This is a genomic window from Archangium violaceum, from assembly GCF_016859125.1.
GTDB lineage: Bacteria > Myxococcota > Myxococcia > Myxococcales > Myxococcaceae > Archangium > Archangium violaceum_A.
In genome coordinates this window covers 5,888,947-5,907,483 of record NZ_CP069338.1, presented here as the reverse complement: position 1 = coordinate 5,907,483, position 18,537 = coordinate 5,888,947, and the positions used below count along the sequence as shown (strand labels likewise).

The window sequence follows — 18,537 nt, the reverse complement described above, 5'->3', positions numbered from 1 at the left end:
TCTGATAAACCAGAAGGTTCGTGGGCCCGCACATCGAGAGGGACATGGTGCATTCCAACATGCGTGCATTCGGACAGGCTGTAGTCATTGGAGGCAGTGTCGCGGGACTCCTGAGCGCGCGGGTGCTCTCGGAGCACTTCGAGAAGGTGATCATCCTCGAAAGGGAAGCACTCCCCCAGGGGCCGGAGGCGCGCAAGAGCGCCCCTCAGGGGCGTCACATCCACGCGTTGCTGGAGGCCGGGCTGAAAACGCTGGACGAGATGTTCCCCGGGATGGTGCAGGAGATGGTGCGCGAGGGGGTGGATTTCATCGACATGGCCCGGGATGCCGCCTGGCTCCAGTCCGGAAGCTGGAAGGTCCGCTACGAGGGAGGCCCCCGGTCGATCCTCGTCTCCCGCCCCTATCTGGAATGGAAGGTGCGTGGCCGCGTCACCGCACTGCCCAACGTGGAGGTGCGGCAGGGGTATGGGGTCGAGGAGCTCCTCACGGAAGCCTCGCGCACGCGCGTCACCGGGGTGAGGGTGAAGGGACCGGAGGGAGAGCAGACCCTCGAGGGGGAGCTGGTGGTGGACGCCAGCGGCCGGGGCTCGCGGGCACCGCACTGGCTGGAGCTGCTGGGCTACGGCCGTCCGGAAGAGGAGCAGGTGGGAATCGACCTGGGGTACACGAGCCGGTTCTACGAGCGCCCCGCGGGCTTCGACGACTTCAAGATCATGGTCGTCAATGGCCGGGCGCCCGAGTCCCGGCGCTCGGGCTTCATCTCGAACGTGGAGGGCGGACGGTGGATCGTCAGCCTCAACGGCTACTTCGGAGACCACGCGCCCACCGATGAGGAGGGCTTCCTGGAGTTCGCGCGGAAGCTGCCCGCCCCCCACCTCTACGAGTACATCCGGAACGCGAAACCGCTGACGCAGCCCGTCACGCACAAGATTCCGTCGAGCCGGTGGCTGCACTTCGAGAAGATGGAGCGCTTCCCGGAGGGGTTCGTGCTCCTGGGTGACGCGGTCTGCGCCCTCAACCCCGTCTTCGGCCAGGGCATGACGGTCATCAGCCTGGGGGCGAAGCTCCTCGGGGAGAGCGTCGCCCGGGCGCGCACCTCGCCGGGCGGGCTGCACCAGGGGCTGTCGCGGAGCTTCCATCAGGAGCTCGGCAAGCTCATCGGGACGGCCTGGTTCCTGACCACCACCATGGACCTGGCCCACCCGGAAGCCCGGGGCAAGCGGCCCGCCGGGCTCAAGGCCCTGCTGTGGACCATCCAGAACATGATCGACCTGACCTCGGTGGACGCGAAGTCCTGCCACCAGTTCTACGAGGTGCTGCACATGCGCAAGGGGGCCGAGGGGCTGCTGCAGCCGGGGTTCGCCGCGGCGCTGCTGGGCTACAGCCTCAAGAGCCTGCTCGTCCCCAGGGAGCGGCGGGCGAACCTGACCACCCTGCCCCCCGCGCCAGGGAAGCGGACCCGGGCCGGTGACGGGCCCCTGGGCGCCGCCGCATAGCGTCACGCCCGCCTGCCCGGGCTCCGGCTCCTGGACGGTCCATTTGGAGGACGGGGGAGGGAGTTGTAGAACACTCCCCGACACGGCCGTCCCCCACCACGGGAGCCCCCAAAATGCCCGAAGCAGCCAAGACCGAGGCGGCTCGGAACGATGTCGTTCCGACCGGCATCGCCTCGAGCGAAGTCACCCAGACAGCAGCCGAGCTCCAGCCGTACATCCCCTCCGAGCGCACCGACGTCGCCGAATTCACCCCGAAGGCCATCGGTATCGGCGTGGTCTTCGGCATCATCTTCGGCGCGGCGACGGTGTACCTGGCCCTGAAGGCGGGCCTGACCGTCTCCGCCTCCATCCCCATCGCGGTGCTCGCCATCTCGCTGCTCAAGAAGCTGGGGGGCTCGACGATCCTCGAGAACAACGTGGTGCAGACCATCGGCTCCGCGGGCGAGTCCATCGCCGCGGGCGTGGTGTTCACCCTGCCGGGCTTCCTCTTCCTGAGCACCGACAGCAAGGGCTCCAGCTTCTTCGAGTACTGGACCATCTTCACGCTGGCGCTGCTGGGCGGTGTGCTGGGCACGTTGATGATGGTGCCGCTGCGGCGCTCGCTCATCGTGAAGGAGCACGCCAACCTGCCCTACCCCGAGGGCACGGCGTGCGCCTCGGTGCTCATCGCCGGTGAGAAGGGTGGAGACCTGGCGAAGATCGCCTTCCAGGGCGTGGGCTTCGCCTTCGTGTACGCGCTGGCGCAGAAGATCGTGAAGCTCATCGCCGAGACGCCGGCGCTGGTGACGAAGCAGACGAACAAGTTCTTCCCGTCCGCCACGCTCAACGGTGACATCACCCCCGAGTACCTGGGCGTGGGCTACATCGTCGGCCCGAAGATCGCCGGCGTGCTGGTGGCCGGTGGCGTGCTGGCGTGGCTGGGCCTCATCCCGCTGCTGGCCTCGGTGGTGCCGCCGGACACCATCGCGATGCAGTTGGTGAAGCTGGGCGAGCTCAAGAGCATCACCAGCCCGGGCAGCTCGGGTGGGTGGGATCCGGTGACCCACACCTTCTCCAATACGGCGGTGGCCATCTACCGTGCCTACGTGCGGCAGATCGGCGCGGGAGCGGTGGCCGCGGGCGGCTTCATCACGCTGCTCAAGACGCTGCCCACCATCATCGCGGCGTTCAAGGAGAGCCTGGCCTCGTTCAAGGAGGGCACCGGAGCGGTCGCGCAGAAGCGCACCGAGAGGGATCTGCCCATCACCGTCGTGCTCTTCGGCAGCGTGGGCCTCGTGCTGGTGATGGCCGCCCTGCCCTTCCTGCCGGGCACCGTGTTCGGCCGCCTGCTGCTGGGCGTCCTCATCGTGGTGTTCGGCTTCTTCTTCGTGACGGTGGCCTCGCGCATCGTGGGCATCATCGGCTCGTCGTCCAACCCCATCTCCGGAATGACGATCGCCACGCTGATGGCCACGTGCCTCATCTTCGTGGGCATCGGCTGGACGGGTGACGTGTACCAGCCCATGGCGCTGTGCGTGGGCGGCATGGTGTGCATCGCCGCGGCGAACGCGGGCGCCACGTCGCAGGACCTGAAGACGGGCTACCTGGTGGGCGCCACCCCGCGCGCGCAGCAGATCGGCCTCATGATTGGCGCGGTGGCGGCGGCGATCGTCATCGGCCTCACCATGAAGCTGCTGGACACGCCGACGGAGGCGCTGCGGGCCCAGGGCGTGGAGCACATGATTGGCACCGCGGCGTTCCCCGCGCCGCAGGGCACGCTGATGGCCACGCTCATCAAGGGCCTGCTGTCCTTCAACCTGGACTGGCAGTTCGTGCTGGTGGGCGTCTTCCTGTCGGTGACGATGGAGCTGTGCGGCGTGAAGTCGCTGTCCTTCGCCGTGGGCGCGTACCTGCCCCTGTCCACCACCGCGCCCATCTTCGTGGGCGGCGCCATCAAGGGCCTGTCGGACTACATGGCGGCGCGCAAGGGCGAGCACGTGGAGGAGTCCGAGCTCGGCCCCGGCAACCTCTTCTCCACGGGCCTGGTGGCCGGCGGCGCGCTGGCGGGCGTCGTGGTCGCCATCCTGTCGGTGAACGAGGGCATCAGCGCGGCCATCTCCAAGCTGTCCGTGGAGCAGGCCCTGCACCACACCGTGGGTGAGGGCGGCTACCAGCTCATCGGTGTCCTCGCCTTCGCCTTCATGGGCTTCGTGCTGTACCGCATCTCGCGCAGGGCCTCGCAGGCGTAGCACCCCCCGCGAGCCTGGTCGCTCGCGGACGTCGTATTTCGCAGACAGTCGTACCTCGGAGCGCTCGGCGTGAGTCTTTCCGCCGAGCGCTCCTTTTCTTTCGTGATGCGGAGAAGGGCCGACCTCCGTCCGCCTACTCGTTCCCCCTCCGAGAGGGGCTCCGTGTGCCACGGTTTCGAGTCAATACTCCCGTGGAACCTCGAGCCACTTTCTGTCATCTGCGGGTCGTTTCCGTGTGGAGTTCGTTATCACTTGAACAAATGCACGAATCGGCCCCGCGCGACCTCCCCCCAGTGGCGGCCTTCGTCCCAACACCATGACAGCCTCGTCCCCCCCGAATCCTCCCCCCGATGAGCTGGACGAACGTCTCTTCCAGCCCGAGTACCACCTGCTGCTGCGCGCCATCCTCGACAACTCCACCGAGGGATTGACCGTCGTCGACGCACAGGGTCGCCAGCTCTACATCAATGACCAGGGCCGCCGGATCCTCGGCTTCGGGCTCAGGGAATCCGTCCCCGAGGAATGGAGCAAGCAGTACGGCCTCTTCTACCCGGACAAGAAGACGCCGATCCCTTCCGAGAAGCTTCCGCTGTACCGCGCCATGCGGGGAGAGGAGGAATCCACGCTGGAGTACTTCGCCCGCAACGCCAACATCCCGGAAGGACTGTTCTGCTTCGCGAAAGCCAGGCCCGTACGCGACAGACAGGGGAAGCACCTGGGGGCCACCCTCCACCTGCGCGACACCTCGGAGCAGCGCCACGCCGAGGCCGAGCAGCGCCGCAGCGAGATACGGTTCCAGCTCCTCGTGGAGTCCGCCCAGGAGGGGATCTGGATGGTCGATGACGAGAACCGCACCATCTACGTCAATCGATTCCTCACCCAGATGCTGGGCTACTCGGCCGAGGAGATGAAGGAGAAGACGCTCTTCGACTTCATCCGAAAGGAGGATGCCGCCCTCATGGTGCAGTACATCGAGGAGCGGCGCCAGGGCAGGTCCGCCCTCATCAATGACTTCCAGCTCGTGCGCAAGGACGGGGTGCGCATCTGGACCATGGTCTCGACCGGCCCCATCCACGACGAGAACGGCAACTACATCGGGGCGATGGCGATGATCTCCGACATCACCCAGCGCCGCGAGGCCGAGGAGCAGGTGCGCCAGCTCAACGCGGACCTGGAGCGCCGTATCGCCGAACGCACCGCCCAGTTCGAGTTCTCCAACCGCGAGCTGGAGGCCTTCGCGTACTCCGTGGCCCATGATCTGCGCGCCCCGCTGCGCAGCATCTCCAACTTCACCCAGGCGCTGACCGAGGACTGCACGGACAAGCTCGACGAGATGGGCCTGGACTACATCAAGCGCATCCGCGCCTCCTCCCAGCGGATGTCCGAGCTCATCGACGGCATCCTCGCGCTCTCGCGCGTCAACCGCACCGAGTTCGTGGAGACGGAAGTCAACCTGTCCGCCTTGGCGCGCTCCATCGCCGAGCAGCTCCAGCGCTGGCAGCCCGAGCGCGTCGTGTGCTTCCAGCTCCAGGATGGACTGGTGGACCGCGGGGATTCCCAGCTGCTGCGCCTGGTGCTGGAGAACCTGATGGGCAACTCCTGGAAGTTCACCCGCGAGCGGGCCGAGGCGCAGATCGAGTTCGGGACCCTGCCGGGGGACGGGAACGAGCGCGTCTACTTCGTCCGGGACAACGGGGCCGGCTTCGACATGGAGTACCAGAGCAAGCTCTTCGGCGTCTTCCAGCGGCTCCACACGCAGCAGGAGTTCGAGGGCAACGGAGTGGGGCTGGCCACCGCGCAGCGCATCGTCCGGCGCCACCAGGGCCGCATCTGGGCCGAGGGCCAGGTCGGACACGGCGCCACCTTCTTCTTCACCCTCCACGATTGAGGATCATCCCCATGTTCGAGCCAAGCCAACGCGTCATCCTGCTCGTCGAGGACAACGCCGATGACGAGCTGATGACGCTCCGCGCGTTCCGCAAGAGCAACATCCACAACCCGGTGGTCGTCGTGCGCGACGGAGCCGAGGCCGTCGACTACCTCTTCGCCCAGGGCCGGTACGCCGGCCGCGACCTCTCCATCCGGCCCCAGGTCGTCCTGTTGGATCTGCACCTGCCCCGCATCGACGGCCTGGAGGTGCTGCGGCGCATCCGCGCCCACGAGCAGACCTGCACCCTGCCGGTGGTCATCCTCACCTCCTCCAACGAGGAGCGGGATCTGGTGGAGGGCTATCAGCTCGGGGTCAACAGCTTCGTCCACAAGCCCGTGGACGTCACCGCGTTCTTCGAGGCGGTGCGTCAGCTCGGAATGTACTGGCTCGTCCTCAACGAGCTGCCCGCCAAGAGAAGGAATGCTTGATGGCCTCGCCGCTGCGACTGCTGCTCATCGAGGACTTCGAAGATGATGCCCTGATGGTGCTGCGCGAGCTGCGGCGCGGCGGTTACGACGTCTCTTACACCCGTGTCGAGACGGCCGAGGCGCTGGAGCGCGCGCTCGACGAGGGCCCCTGGGACGCCGTCATCGCCGATTACGCGTTGCCGCGCTTCGACGCGCTGGCCGCCTTCGCCATGGTGCAGCGGCGGGGGCTGGACATCCCCTTCCTCATCGTCTCCGGACAGATTGGCGAGGACACGGCCGTGAAGGCGATGAAGGCCGGCGTCCACGACTTCCTGCTGAAGGACCGGCTGGTCCGGCTGGGGCCCGCCGTGGCCCGGGAGCTGCGCGAAGCGGCGCTCCGGGCCGAGCGCCGGAAGATGCAGGAGCAGCTCCTCCTGTCGGACCGGCTCGCCTCGCTGGGGTTGCTGGCCGCCAGCGTGGCGCACGAAATCAACAACCCGCTCGCCTCGCTCATGGCCAACCTGGACTTCATCCTCCACCCCGAGGACGCGGAGGGGCCGGTGCCCGTGTCGACCCTCTCCCTTGAGCACGAGCAGGCGCTGCGCGACTGCCTCCTGTGCGCCGATCGCATCCGGGAGATCATCCGCGACATCAAGGTCTTCTCCCGGCCGGATGACAAGCAGCGCGGCCCCCTGGACGTGCACCGGGTGCTCGACTCCTCGCTGCGCATGGCGTGGAACCACATCTTCCACCGCGCCCGCATCGTCAAGGACTACGGCGAATGCACGCCGGTGCTCGGCAGCGAGGCGCCGCTCGGGCAGGTCTTCCTCAACCTGCTCGTCAACGCCGCCGACGCCATCCCCGAGGGCCAGAGCACCACCCAGGAAATCCGAGTGGTGACGCGCCAGGAGGGGAGCAGCCACGTCCGGGTGGAGATCCACGACACCGGCCGGGGCATCCCCCCGGAGCTGCGCGAGCGCATCTTCGAGCCCTTCTTCACCACCAAACCGGTGGGCGTGGGCACGGGACTGGGGCTGGCCATCTGCCGCCGCCTCGTCAACGGGATGGGAGGGGAGCTCTGCGTGGAGAGCGAGCCGGGGCGGGGCTCCGTGTTCCACCTGCGCCTGCCCACCACCCAGGACCTGTCCGAACACCTCCCTCGGACCAGTGGCGAGCCAACACCCCGGCGTCGCGTCCTGGTCCTGGATGACGAGGTCATCGTCGGCCGCGCCGTCCAGCGCCTGCTCGGGGCGCACTGCGAGGTCTCCGTGCTCTCCCGGGGCGCGGAGGCGTTGGCGCTGGTGGCCTCGGGCCGGCGCTTCGACATCATCCTGAGCGACCTGATGATGCCGGAGATGAGCGGTCCCCGGTTCCATGAGGAGCTGTCCCGATTGGCGCCGGAGCAGGCGCAGCGCGTCATCTTCATGACCGGGGGCGCCTTCACGGAGCAGTCGCAAGCCTTCCTGGCGAACAACGGCCTGCCCTGCATCGACAAGCCCATCGACTCCCAGCGGCTGCGCGCCTTGATGGCGGAGATGCCGCCGCTGGATGCGCCCGCCTGAATCCAGGGGCTCGAGCGTGAACTTCCCGTCACTCCCCGGCCCCCAGCGGCAGGAGATTGCGGGGTGGAAGACGCTTGGTCCCCCGCCTGCATGCGGTTGGAGCGGGCCGTCCCCATCTCTCGTCAGGCGCATCACGAAGACGCGTCAGGCATCTCCATATAAATGGACGGACACGGGCCCACACCGGGCCCCAGGGGAGGAGCCGATGAGCACAGCCCTGGCGAAACGAGCGTTGGAGCGCGCCGAGGAGGCGCGTGTCCTGGAAGCACGAGAGCAGCGACACAAGGTGCGCCAGGAGCTCGCCCGGAACATGTCGGGCCGCTCGCTCGTCGAGCTGTCCCTGGACGTCCCCCGGGGGTCCGCGTCGAACGAGGACGCCGAGCGCCGCTTCCTCTCCGGGCTCCAACAGCTGGAAGCGGGGCTGGGCGTGCCGCCCGCCGAGATGCTCGAGGATGCCGCGGGGTACTATGGCTTCTTCGTCACGGAGCTGCCCGCGCTGCTGGCGCGGCGGAGGGCCAGCCGCATCGAGGAGCACGCGGCATGGGATCGGCACCTGACCATCGAGTGCTACGGGCTCGCCGGGAGCTTCGGCACCACGAGCAAGGTGCCCCGCGAGCTGGTGGGCGCCCCGGCCGCACCCTAGACCCGCTCCGGCATCCCCTACCCGCTCGTGGCCAGCACGCGCACGAGCGGCTCCAGCGCCGCGGCGAAGACGTCCGGTGGGGGTAGCAGCGACAGCACCAGGAAGGCCCCGCGGGTGAAGTCGTAGAAGTAGCCCGGCTGCACCACCACCCCCTCGTCCAGCAGGGCCAGGCACGTGGCCTCCTCCCCGGGCTCCAGGGGAATGCGCAGCACGGTGCTCCACCCTCCCTGGGCGGGCACCACGTCCCAGAGGGCGTCACTCGGACGGGCCTGGAGCAGCAGCCTCCGGTTCTCCTTCACCCGTGCCAGCAGCGCCGCCTGGAAGTGGGGCGCGTGGGCCAGCAGTCCGGGCAGGGCGAGCTGCACGGGGGTGTTCACCGGCAGGTACGTGTCCGCCACCAGCTCCAACCGGGCCAGGGCCTCGTCACGCAACGCGTCGGGCCCGCCCACGTGCGTCCACCCCAGCTTGAGGCCGGGCAGCCCCGCCACCTTCGACAGGCCCGACAGGGAGAAGGTGAGCATGGGCAGCTCGCGCCCGGCCACCGTGGGAACCCGGCCCGGCTCCTCGTCCCAGGCGAAGTCGGAGAACACCTCGTCCGAGACGAGCGCCAGCCCGGCCTCCGCGCACAACCCGCCCAGGGCTTCCAGCTCGCCCTCGCGCAGGTAGTGCCCGGTGGGGTTGCCGGGGTTCACCACGAGCACGGCGCGGGTGCGCGCGTCCCTCGCGGCGGCCACCTCCTCCACGTCCAGGCCGAAGCCATGCGCGCGGGGCAGGCGGTAGGTGCGCGTCTCCACGCCCTCCAACCGCGTGAGGTATTCGAAGAGCGGGTAGCTGGGCGCGGGGACGAGGACGTTGTCCCCGGGCTCGCACAGCAGCTTGAAGAGCCAGCCATAGGACTCGCTGGTGCTCGCCGAGAGGATGAGGTGCTCGGGCGAGACGCGGGCGCCTCGGGTGGCCAGGTAGGTGGCCACGGCCTCACGGGCCGACAACAACCCCTGGGGCTCGGGTGCGTAGCCGAGCGCCCCCGGGTGCTGCAGCAGGGCCGGCTCGGGCGCGGGCAGGCCCACGCGGGTGGGGTTGGTCTCGGTGAGCTCCAGCAGGGGGAGGCCAAGTGCCCGGCGCTCGGCGAGGGCCCGCGCCAGGGGATTCCACGTCCGAGGGAAGTCGGTGCGCGCGGAGAAGCCGCTCACAGTCCCGTCTGGAGCATGGCCGAGGCGACGAGGCGGATCAGCTCACGGCGGATCTCCTGACGGCAGTGATCGACGGCCTTCGGGTGGGGGTTGGGCAGCTCGTCGGCGCGCATGCGGATGGCGGTGCGAACCACGAGCTCGACCTTGGCCGGCTCGATGTGGAAGAGCCGGTGGCCGTCCTTCTGGAGGAAGTAGGAGAGACCACGCGCGTCGAGGAGCTTGGAGAAGTACCGCCTGGCATCGGCGAGGAGCGAGAGGTCGATGATGTCCGCCATTCGTCGGGCGTTCTCGCGCAGATCGAAACATGCGTCCATTTTCACGGCCGAGTGACACGAAAACTTGCACTCGCGCGCGTGTACCGGATCGCTCCGGAGGCCGATTTATCGGGCTCGCGCGCGATTGGAGCGCCCTGTAGCGAGCACGTTCTCCACCAGCGGTGCGAGCGCCTTTCGGAAGGCCGCGTGACGCCGGCGGGGATCCACCAGGTAGGGCACGGGACCCAGTACCTGGACACGGTGGCGCTCGGCGATGAGGGCGGGGTTGTCGCGCTCGGAGGGGTCGCGCGAGGAGGTACTCCGGGAGAGGAGCACGGCCGCGACAGGGATGTTGCGCGCGGCGAGGGCCTCGAGGGACAGGGCGGTGTGGTTGAGCGTGCCCAGGCCCGCGCGGGCGACGAGCAGGACGGGAAGGCCGAGCGCGGAGATGAGATCGATGACGTCGTGGGAGGAGTCGAGGGCGACGAAGAGCCCACCGGCGCCCTCGACGACGACGGACCCGTGCCGGATGCGCTCCCACGCGGCGAGGGTGACGTTCCAGTCGGGCTCGCGGCCCAGACGGCGCGCGGCGACGCCTGGAGCCAGGGGAGCGCGGAAGCGGTGCGGACAGACGATGTCGAGGGGCAGGTCGCTCCGGGCGGCTTCGCGAAGGGAGAGCGCGTCCGAGGGCGCGGAGAGGGAGGCACACCCGCTCTCATAGGGCTTGAAGCCCTGGGGAGAGAGCCCCGCGTCGGCGAGCAGGGACAACAGGGCACGCGACGCCTGCGTCTTACCGACGCCCGTATCCGTGCCCGTGACGAAGAAGCGCGGCCAACGACCCTCGGAAGCTCGGGTTGCCAAGAAACCTCCCACTCCGTGAATCAGAGATTCAGCGAGCGCAGCCCCTCGAGTGCCAGGTCCACCTGGCCCTCGGTGTGCGCGGCGGATAGACAGAAGCGGAGCCGGCTGGTGCCGACGGGGACGGTCGGAGGCCGGATAGCCTTCACGAGCAGACCGCGGGCACGCAGCGCACGAGACGCCGCGACGGCGCGCTCAGGCTCACCAACGATGACGGGGAAGATGGCGCTGCGGGGCTCCGCGACGAACCCGAGTGAGCGCAGGCCCGCGGAGAAGCGCCGGATGTTGCGCCACAACCGGGCGCGCAGTGCGTCATCGTGCTCGACGATGTCCACGGCGGCCTCGGCGGCGGCGCACAGGGCGGCGGGGAGCGCCGTCGAGTAGACGAGGGGCCGCGCGCGATTGAGCACGAGCTCCACCACGGGACGGGACGCACAGATGTACGCGCCCAACCCGCCGAGCGACTTGCTCAAGGTGCCCATGCGCACGTCGACGGCGTCACAGAGCCCGAGCTCCTCGCACAACCCCGCCCCGCGAGCACCAAGGACTCCGGTGGCATGGGCCTCGTCGACGAGGAGCGCGGCACCGTGGGCCCGGCAGACGCGAACGATCTCCCGCAGGGGCGCATGGTCCCCATCCATGGAGAACACGGTGTCGGTGACGACGAGCCGGCGGCGGGCGGGAGTCGCGGCCAGGGCCCGCTCCAGCGCCTCGACATCGGCATGCGGATAGACGACGACCCGGGCGCGTGAGAGACGGCAGCCGTCGATGAGCGAGGCGTGGTTGAGGGAGTCGGAGAAGACGGCGTCCTCGGGGCCGACGAGGGCCTGGAGGGTGCCGACGTTGGCCGCATAGCCCGAGTTGAACAGGAGGGCGGCCTCGGAGCGCTCGAAGGAAGCGAGCCGGGTCTCCAGCCGCTGGTGGACGGAGGTGTCGCCCACGACGAGCCGGCTGGCCCCGGAGCCCAGCCCCTGGGTTTCCAGGGCGGCGGCGGCGGCGGCGCGCACGGAGGGAGAGGCTGCGAGGCCCAGGTAGTCATTGGAGGCGAAGTTGACGAACGTCTCGCCGCCCACGCGCACGAGCGGACCCTGGGGAGAGTCGAGCGGCTCCAGAACCCGCTTCAACCCCCGGGAGACAAGAGAATCCAACTCAGCCCGTGCCCAGGCCGTGCAAACCCCCTCTCCCTCCGGGAGAGGGCCGGGGTGAGGGTATCGCGTATCCGGAGCCATCTACCGGGACGTATCCGGTTCCAGGGGACGAATACCGGCCTTCGCGAGGAGGGCCATGTCCTGGGTGTACTCGGGGTTGCCGGTGGTGAGCAGCTTCTCGCCGAAGAAGAGCGAGTTGGCGCCCGCGAGCATGCACAACAGCTGGGCCTCCTCGTTCATCTGCATGCGGCCGGCGGACAGGCGGACCATGGCCATGGGCATGAGGATGCGGGCGGTGGCGATGGTGCGGACCATCTCCACGGACTGCACGGGCTGCTGGTGCTGCAGGGGGGTGCCCTTCACGGGGACGAGCGCGTTGATGGGCACGGACTCGGGGTGGACCTCCTGGTTGGCGAGCGTGAGCAGCAGCTTGCAGCGATCATCCACGGACTCACCCATGCCGATGATGCCGCCGGAGCACACGGAGATGCCGGCCTTGCGCACGCGCTCGAGGGTGTCGAGCCGATCCTGGTACGTGCGGGTGGAGATGATGTCGCCGTACTTGTCCTCGGAGGTGTCGAGGTTGTGGTTGTAGGCGGAGAGGCCGGCCTCGCGAAGGCGACGGGCCTGGCTCTCGGTGAGCATGCCGAGCGTGGCACAGGCCTCCATGCCGAGCGACTTCACGCCGCGGACCATCTCCAGGACGCTGTCGAACTGGGGCCCGTCCTTCACCTCGCGCCAGGCGGCGCCCATGCAGAAGCGGGTGGCGCCGGCGGCGCGCGCCTTGGAGGCGGCGTCCAGCACGGACGACACGGACATGAGCTTCTCGGCCTCCAGGCCGGTGTCCTTGTGGTAGCGCGCGGCCTGGGGGCAGTAGCCGCAGTCCTCGGGGCAGCCGCCCGTCTTGATGGACAGCAGCGAGCACAGCTGCACCTTGTTGTCCTGGAAGACGGCCCGGTGGACGGTCTGCGCCTTGTGGATGAGCTCCAGCAGGGGCAGCTCGTAGAGACCTCGCACCTCGGCGAGCGTCCAGTCGTGGCGGACGACGACACCCGGAGGCGGCGTGGCGAAGTGGGCGTGACCGTGGAAGTCGTGGGCGGCGGAGTCGGACATGGGCTCCTCGGGAAGTGGGAGCGCGCACGGTGCGTGGATGGCCAGCCCTTGTCAACCACGCAGCGAGGCCGGGTTGACGACTTCCCGGCCCCCCCGAAACACGAGGGGCCCGGAGGGTGGGAGCGCGGGTTTCGCGCATCCCTCCCCTGCCGGGCCCCGGACATCAGGCGTGGATTCGACGGCCTCGGCCCGCCCAGCCCACCAGGAGTAGGACGACGATGGCGCCTACCACGGACATGATGAGGCCCGAGGGGTTGAGGTCGAGAATGCGTCGGCTCGGAGAGAAGAGCGCGCCGATGAAGCCACCCACGAACGAGCCCACGATGCCCAGCAGCATCGTCGCCACCAGACCCATCGACTGCCGGCCCGGGAGAAGCGCCCGAGCGATCAGACCCGCGACCAGACCCACCACGATGAACCAGATGATGCTCATTTCCGTCTCCCTTCCAGGGCGCCGCGACGTGCGGCCCCAGTTGGGAGCAACGTGGTGAGCCCTCCCCGGAAGCACAACTTGACGGGGGCCCGGAGTTTACTCCCCCGCCTGGCCGCCCGCCCCCCGGACGGACGCGGCGTGAGGGTGGGCAGGCGTGAGGGAAAGCGGGGAAACGGGCCCGGTCTGCGCTAGACAAGAGGCTCCATGGCGAAGGCGAAGACGCACTACACGTGTCAGGCGTGCGGGTACCAGTCGGCGAAGTGGTTGGGGAAGTGCCCCGACTGCGGCGCGTGGAGCTCGCTGGTGGAGGAGACCGAGGCGAAGGTGGACGACAAGCGCCCGGCGTGGGGGGCCTCGGGAGGGGCGTCCAAGCCGGTGCGGCTGCGCGAGGTGAGCGGCGAGCAGGAGGAGCGCCGGCGCACGGGCATCGCCGAGTTCGACCGGGTGCTCGGAGGTGGAGTGGTGGACGGCTCGCTGGTTCTGCTGGGAGGAGACCCGGGCATCGGCAAGTCCACGCTGCTGCTGGCGGCGCTGGACAGGCTGGGGCGCTGGGGCCCGGTGCTCTACGTATCGGGCGAGGAGTCGCTGCGGCAGACGAAGATGCGGGCCGAGCGGCTGCGGGTGGAGAGCGAGGCCATCCACCTCTTCGCGGAGACGGACGCGGACCGGGTGCTGGCGGTGGCCGAGGGCCTCAAGCCCCGGGCGCTGGTGGTGGACTCCATCCAGACCATGTACCTGCCGGAGCTGGGCAGCGCGCCGGGGAGCATCTCGCAGGTGCGCGAGGTGGCGGGGCGCTTCATGGCCTTCGCCAAGCGCAGCGGGGTGCCCACGTTCCTGGTGGGGCACGTGACGAAGGAGGGCTCCATCGCGGGCCCGCGCGTGCTGGAGCACATGGTGGACACGGTCCTCTACTTCGAGGGCGAGCGCGGCCACCCCTTCCGGATCCTCCGGGCGCACAAGAACCGCTTCGGCTCGACGAACGAGATTGGCGTCTTCGAGATGAAGGGCGCGGGGCTGATGGAGGTGCCGGACCCTTCCGCGCTCTTCCTGGCGGAGCGGCCGGCGGGCAAGGCGGGCAGCGTGGTGACGTGCACGCTGAACGGCACGCGGCCGCTGCTGGTGGAGGTGCAGGCGCTGGTGGCGCCCACGGGCTACGGCACGGCGAGGCGCACGGCCATTGGCGTGGATGGCAACCGCGTGGCGCTGCTGGCGGCGGTGCTGGAGAAGAAGGAGGACATCCCACTGGTGGGGTGCGACCTCTTCGTGAACGTGGCGGGAGGCATGCAGCTGTCCGAGCCGGCGTGCGACCTGGCGGTGTGCGCGGCGCTGGTGAGCAGCCTGCAGAACCGGCCGATGGAGGCGCACACGCTGGTGCTGGGCGAGGTGGGCCTGGCGGGCGAGGTGCGCGCGGTGGGCCAGGTGGAGCCACGGCTCGCCGAGGCGGCGAAGATGGGCTTCCAGCGGGCCATCATCCCGAAGGGGAGCGCGCGGCGGCTGGAGGACACGAAGCTGGAAGTGGTGGGAGTCGAGACGCTCTCCGAGGCGCTGGGAGCGATGTTCGACTGAGCGGGCTGCCTACTGCAGCCCGAGCTCGTGGTCCCAATTGACCAACAGCCAGATCAGATCCCCCGTGCGTGCGCCGGACACCCGCTCGAAGAACCGTGAGTCGAGCGTGGCGAGGCGCTCACGCTGATAGGTGGGGTCGGCCAATATTTGCCGGTGCTTCAATCTACCCGCATGCGCGAGAGCCTGGGGCAATTGCCGGAAGATGGCCTCGATGCAGTCCTCCCGCGTCGCCCTCGCCATGCGCTCCGCTGCCGCCTCCAGGCGAGTTCGCACCGAGGCGTCTCCCACCGGCTCCCACGCATCCATCGCCCAGCCACAGGAGGCCTTCATGAGTTCCTCCAGGCTGAGCTCAGTTCCCAGAGTCTTGAAGAGGTAGCGCACGGACTGGAGCGGTTCCCAGAAACGCAGCACTGCCTGGAGGCGCTGCGCTGTTCGTGGCGCGCTCACCGGGCCCATCTGCTCGAGCGCAAAATACAGCGCCCCCCAAGCCATCTCGAGAAAGAACGCCTCGTAGGAGTCCCTTACGGCGATTGAGTTCCACGAGTCCAGGGTTTCCCACACCGCGCTCATGACATCTGACACCATGTACAGGCGCCAGACCGGGCGCTCATGCTGGAAGTCAGCTACGCCGTGTGTCAACACCACCTCGTCAGGAGAAACCTCCAACATCTGCGAGGGGGCGGGGAAGAAGCCGTCCTTCTTGTATTGCTCGGCGCACCGAAGGCCTTCCGTCCGCGCCTTCTGCTGAATCGAGCGATAGGTGCCATGCAGGAACGACGGCAGTTGCAACGAAGAAGTCTGTCCGGGCTCCATGAATCGTTTCCTATCAAAGCGGGCGCTCATCGAGGAAGGGACATCCCCGCGGCAGCGGGCACCTGCGCCGGGGATGTGGTACGTGGCTGTTGCCTCGGAAAGGGAATGACCTGCCCACCTCCCTGGGTAGGGGGCTGCCGCGCGCTCGTCCCCGACCCCATCCGACCGAAAATCTCACCCGAGAAGACAGCCGTCGCGGCGGTACCAATGACCTCGATGACGATCCCCACGGCTCCACTGAAAGTGGCAAGCCGTTCGCGTCGGCGGACCATATCCTCCACCGCCTGCCCCAACCACCCGCCGTATTGCCGCATCTCCTGCTCGGTGAGCTCCACCCACTGCCCGGCTTCATACGCCACCGCTTGGGACTCGAAGCGCTGTTGACTGCGGGTCCACTGGTACTGGATCACTCCTGGCTCGGTGGTCCGCCACGCCAGACGCCAGATGTACTGCCCCCGCGCGAAACGAATCAGGGTTTCTCCCTGGAAGTCCGTGCCACCTGTGAAGCGTTTGCCAACCAGGATGGTCCGGTTCAGTGCGGCCAGATAGACCCGGGCCTCCTCGCGACCCTCCTTGAGACCTTGTTCATTCCAGGGTTTGATTTCAAAGAGACTCAGGGAAAAGACATCGGTGATGTCCGGACGTAGGATGCGCTCCTGCGGTTGCAATAGCGACGCGTCTCCGAGTCCCGTCTTCGTCACGATGGCTTGGATTGTCTCGGTGTTGTAGTAGGCCTCATTGCTCGGGTGGCTCACTCCGTACATGTATGCAATGAGGCGATGCGCGGCGTTGCCCAGGAAGAACTCCCAGGACATCTGAGAATCCGGATTCTTGCCGGGGACGTTGTAGCCCTGGAGCGCCGAGCCGGTGGGCTCCCCGCCCGTTGGCGGACCATCGCTCATGGCCAGGAGGACTCTCGGCGGCGAAGCAGGGTTCGGCGACGCGCTGATCCGTGGCACCTCCCGACCCCTGGCGGAGGAAGCCCGCGTGCCGGGAGCCGTGGCGCAGCCGACGAACACCGATATGAGCAACAGGGCCGCCCCACACCGCGCGGCCCGGGACATGACTGGACAGCCGACGGCGGCACTCACGGGCACCTCCCGCTCCGCTCACCCACTCAGGCACGGAGTCAGGACGCAGTAGAGGCCGAGCACCCCGGGAAACCCAGGCCCTCCCCAGTCGGATCATGCGATGATTCCCTCCCGCCGCCGTCACGCTCGCCGTATGTCCACCCCTCTCCCCCTCACCTCCCGCTTGAAGGACGCACTGGGCTCGCTCTCGGCTCGCCTGCTCGTGGCCTTCCTGCTGCCCACCCTGCTCTTCCTCGCGCTCACGGGCTCGGCGGTCTACGCCCTCGCCCGCTCCATCCTGGAGGACGAGCTGGGCAACAGCCTCTCGGCCATCGCCGCGGCCACGGCCAGCCAGGTCAACGGCGAGCGAATGCTCACCCTCGAGCCGGGAGATGACGTCTCCGGGACTCGCACGTGGCGCAACCTGGTCCGCCTGCTCACCGAGGTGCGCGACGCGAGCGGCGTGCGACGGGTCTTCGTGGTGGACACGCAGGGCCGCGTGCGCGTGGACGTGGGCGGTGGCCTCCCGGTGGGCACCGAGGTCCCGGAGCTCGCACGCGACAGGCTGGAGCTGTCCCGCGTCTTCTCCGGCCAGCGCGCGGCCAGCCAGGTGCTCTTCCAGGGCTCGGATGGGCGCCTCTACAAGACCGGCTACGCCCCCGTGCGCCGCGAGTCCGAGGTCGTGGGCGCGGTCGCGGTGGAGGGCAGCGCCGCCTTCTTCGGCCCCCTCGCGCGACTGTCCCGGAGCTTCGCGGCGGCGAGCGCGGTGGCGCTCGGGGTGCTGGGCCTGGTGGCCATCCTCACGGCGCGGGGTCTCGCACGCCCACTGCGGCGGCTCATGGACTCGGCGCTGCGCATCGGCCGGGGCGACCTGACGACACCCGTGCCGCCGGAGCCCACGCGGGAGATCGGCGTGCTGGCGCGCGAGCTGGAGGTGATGCGCGGGGCGCTCGAGAGCCGGGATCGGCAGCTCAAGCTGATGCTGGCCGGAGTGGCCCACGAGGTGCGCAATCCCCTCGGCGGCATCTCCCTCTTCTCCGGAATCCTCGCGGAGGACCTGAAGGTGGGCGCCCACGCGGAGGCCGCCGGGCACGTGGCACGCATCCAACACGAGGCGGAGTACCTCCAGCGCATCGTCGAGGACTTCCTCGCCTTCGCCCGCGAGCAACCGCTCTCGCGCGAGCCCGTGGCGGCACCGGATCTCCTCCACGAGGCCAGCGGCCTGATCGCGGCGGACGCGGCGGCCCGGGAGGTGACAGTGGAGGTCGAGGCGGAGCCGGCGCTGCTGGAGGCGGACGGCAGCCTGCTGACGGCGGCACTGGTGAACCTGGTGAAGAACGCGGTGCAGGCCTCGCCCCACGGAGGCCGGGTGCGGGTGACGGGCCGGGGCGAGCGCCAGGGCTACGCCATCCGCGTCCAGGACAGCGGGCCTGGCATCCCGGAGGCCGAGCGCGAACGCATCTTCGAGCCCTTCTTCACCACGCGTGAAAAGGGCACGGGCCTGGGGTTGCCCCTGTCGCGAAAAATCGCCCGGGCCCATGGTGGAGACCTGCGGCTCGTCTCGTCCCCGGGAGCCACCATCTTCGAGCTCACCCTCCCCTTGAACATGGCCGCGATCGTCCGCTAACCAACCTGTCAGACAGGCCCTTGCCTGACGTTCTCCACCCTGGGAAATGCAACCCCTGGAATGACCTGTTGCGCGGACGACAGCCCGTCTGCCGTGTCGAACATGAGGACACGGAACGAAGTAAGAGATTTGGGAGTGCCAGACAGGCGGCAGGAAGATGGCTGCTCGGCAGATTTCACCTCCTTGGCCCGTGGAGGCT

At 68.8% G+C, this 18,537-nt stretch carries 16 protein-coding genes; 8 read left to right on the top strand and 8 right to left on the bottom strand.

All coding sequences use genetic code 11. The annotated features are described in order from the left end of the window. The first annotated feature begins 59 nt into the window (after positions 1–59). The 6 genes from JQX13_RS25360 (at position 60) to JQX13_RS25335 (ending at position 8,266) form a co-directional block, all read left to right on the top strand. Entirely contained in the window at positions 60–1,496 is a 1,437-nt protein-coding gene (locus JQX13_RS25360) for an FAD-dependent oxidoreductase (RefSeq protein ID WP_203411482.1), read from the top strand. Positions 1,497–1,609: 113 nt separating this feature from the next. After that, positions 1,610–3,724 carry an OPT family oligopeptide transporter gene (locus JQX13_RS25355; protein WP_203411481.1) on the top strand — a complete coding sequence of 705 codons (2,115 nt, stop codon included), beginning with the start codon at positions 1,610–1,612 and terminating at the stop codon, positions 3,722–3,724. Between the two features lie 316 nt (positions 3,725–4,040). After that, positions 4,041–5,612, top strand: a complete 1,572-nt coding sequence (locus tag JQX13_RS25350; protein WP_203411480.1) for a sensor histidine kinase — start codon at positions 4,041–4,043, stop codon at positions 5,610–5,612. Positions 5,613–5,623: 11 nt separating this feature from the next. Further along, positions 5,624–6,082, top strand: coding sequence for a response regulator (locus tag JQX13_RS25345; protein WP_203411479.1), 459 nt, complete (start codon positions 5,624–5,626; stop codon positions 6,080–6,082). Further along, complete coding sequence (locus tag JQX13_RS25340; RefSeq protein ID WP_203411478.1) at positions 6,082–7,623, top strand: ATP-binding protein; 1,542 nt, start codon at positions 6,082–6,084, stop codon at positions 7,621–7,623. Before JQX13_RS25345 ends, JQX13_RS25340 begins: the two co-directional genes overlap by 1 nt. A 205-nt stretch (positions 7,624–7,828) precedes the next feature. Next, positions 7,829–8,266, top strand: coding sequence for a citrate lyase holo-[acyl-carrier protein] synthase (locus JQX13_RS25335; protein WP_203411477.1), 438 nt, complete (start codon positions 7,829–7,831; stop codon positions 8,264–8,266). Positions 8,267–8,283: 17 nt separating this feature from the next. Here the strand turns inward: JQX13_RS25335 and JQX13_RS25330 are convergent, their stop codons facing one another. The 6 genes from JQX13_RS25330 to JQX13_RS25305 form a co-directional block, all read right to left on the bottom strand. Then, positions 8,284–9,456, bottom strand: coding sequence for a pyridoxal phosphate-dependent aminotransferase (locus tag JQX13_RS25330; protein ID WP_203411476.1), 1,173 nt, complete (start codon positions 9,454–9,456; stop codon positions 8,284–8,286). Beyond that, complete coding sequence (locus tag JQX13_RS25325; RefSeq protein ID WP_203411475.1) at positions 9,453–9,731, bottom strand: hypothetical protein; 279 nt, start codon at positions 9,729–9,731, stop codon at positions 9,453–9,455. Before JQX13_RS25325 ends, JQX13_RS25330 begins: the two co-directional genes overlap by 4 nt. 105 nt (positions 9,732–9,836) lie before the next feature. After that, on the bottom strand, positions 9,837–10,571 hold the full coding sequence (bioD, locus tag JQX13_RS25320; protein WP_203411474.1) for a dethiobiotin synthase: 735 nt from the start codon (positions 10,569–10,571) through the stop codon (positions 9,837–9,839). A gap of 20 nt (positions 10,572–10,591) precedes the next feature. Then, on the bottom strand, positions 10,592–11,797 hold the full coding sequence (gene bioF / locus JQX13_RS25315) for an 8-amino-7-oxononanoate synthase (protein ID WP_203411473.1): 1,206 nt from the start codon (positions 11,795–11,797) through the stop codon (positions 10,592–10,594). Beyond that, on the bottom strand, positions 11,798–12,829 hold the full coding sequence (bioB, locus tag JQX13_RS25310) for a biotin synthase BioB (RefSeq protein WP_203411472.1): 1,032 nt from the start codon (positions 12,827–12,829) through the stop codon (positions 11,798–11,800). A 163-nt stretch (positions 12,830–12,992) separates the two neighbouring features. Continuing rightward, a complete protein-coding gene (locus tag JQX13_RS25305; RefSeq protein WP_203411471.1) occupies positions 12,993–13,262 on the bottom strand; it encodes a GlsB/YeaQ/YmgE family stress response membrane protein in 270 nt (89 codons plus the stop codon). A gap of 204 nt (positions 13,263–13,466) precedes the next feature. On the opposite strand from JQX13_RS25305, the gene radA reads away from it, so the two are divergent. After that, complete coding sequence (radA, locus tag JQX13_RS25300; protein ID WP_203411470.1) at positions 13,467–14,828, top strand: DNA repair protein RadA; 1,362 nt, start codon at positions 13,467–13,469, stop codon at positions 14,826–14,828. A gap of 9 nt (positions 14,829–14,837) precedes the next feature. On the opposite strand, the gene JQX13_RS25295 is transcribed toward radA, so the two are convergent. Both JQX13_RS25295 and JQX13_RS25290 read right to left on the bottom strand, forming a co-directional pair. Further along, positions 14,838–15,641, bottom strand: a complete 804-nt coding sequence (locus JQX13_RS25295) for a hypothetical protein (RefSeq protein ID WP_203411469.1) — start codon at positions 15,639–15,641, stop codon at positions 14,838–14,840. 26 nt (positions 15,642–15,667) lie between these two features. Next, complete coding sequence (locus JQX13_RS25290; protein WP_203411468.1) at positions 15,668–16,456, bottom strand: hypothetical protein; 789 nt, start codon at positions 16,454–16,456, stop codon at positions 15,668–15,670. 409 nt (positions 16,457–16,865) lie between these two features. On the opposite strand from JQX13_RS25290, the gene JQX13_RS25285 reads away from it, so the two are divergent. Then, positions 16,866–18,338: a sensor histidine kinase gene (locus tag JQX13_RS25285; RefSeq protein ID WP_203411467.1), complete on the top strand. Its 1,473-nt coding sequence runs from the start codon at positions 16,866–16,868 to the stop codon at positions 18,336–18,338. The last annotated feature ends 199 nt before the right edge of the window (positions 18,339–18,537 follow it).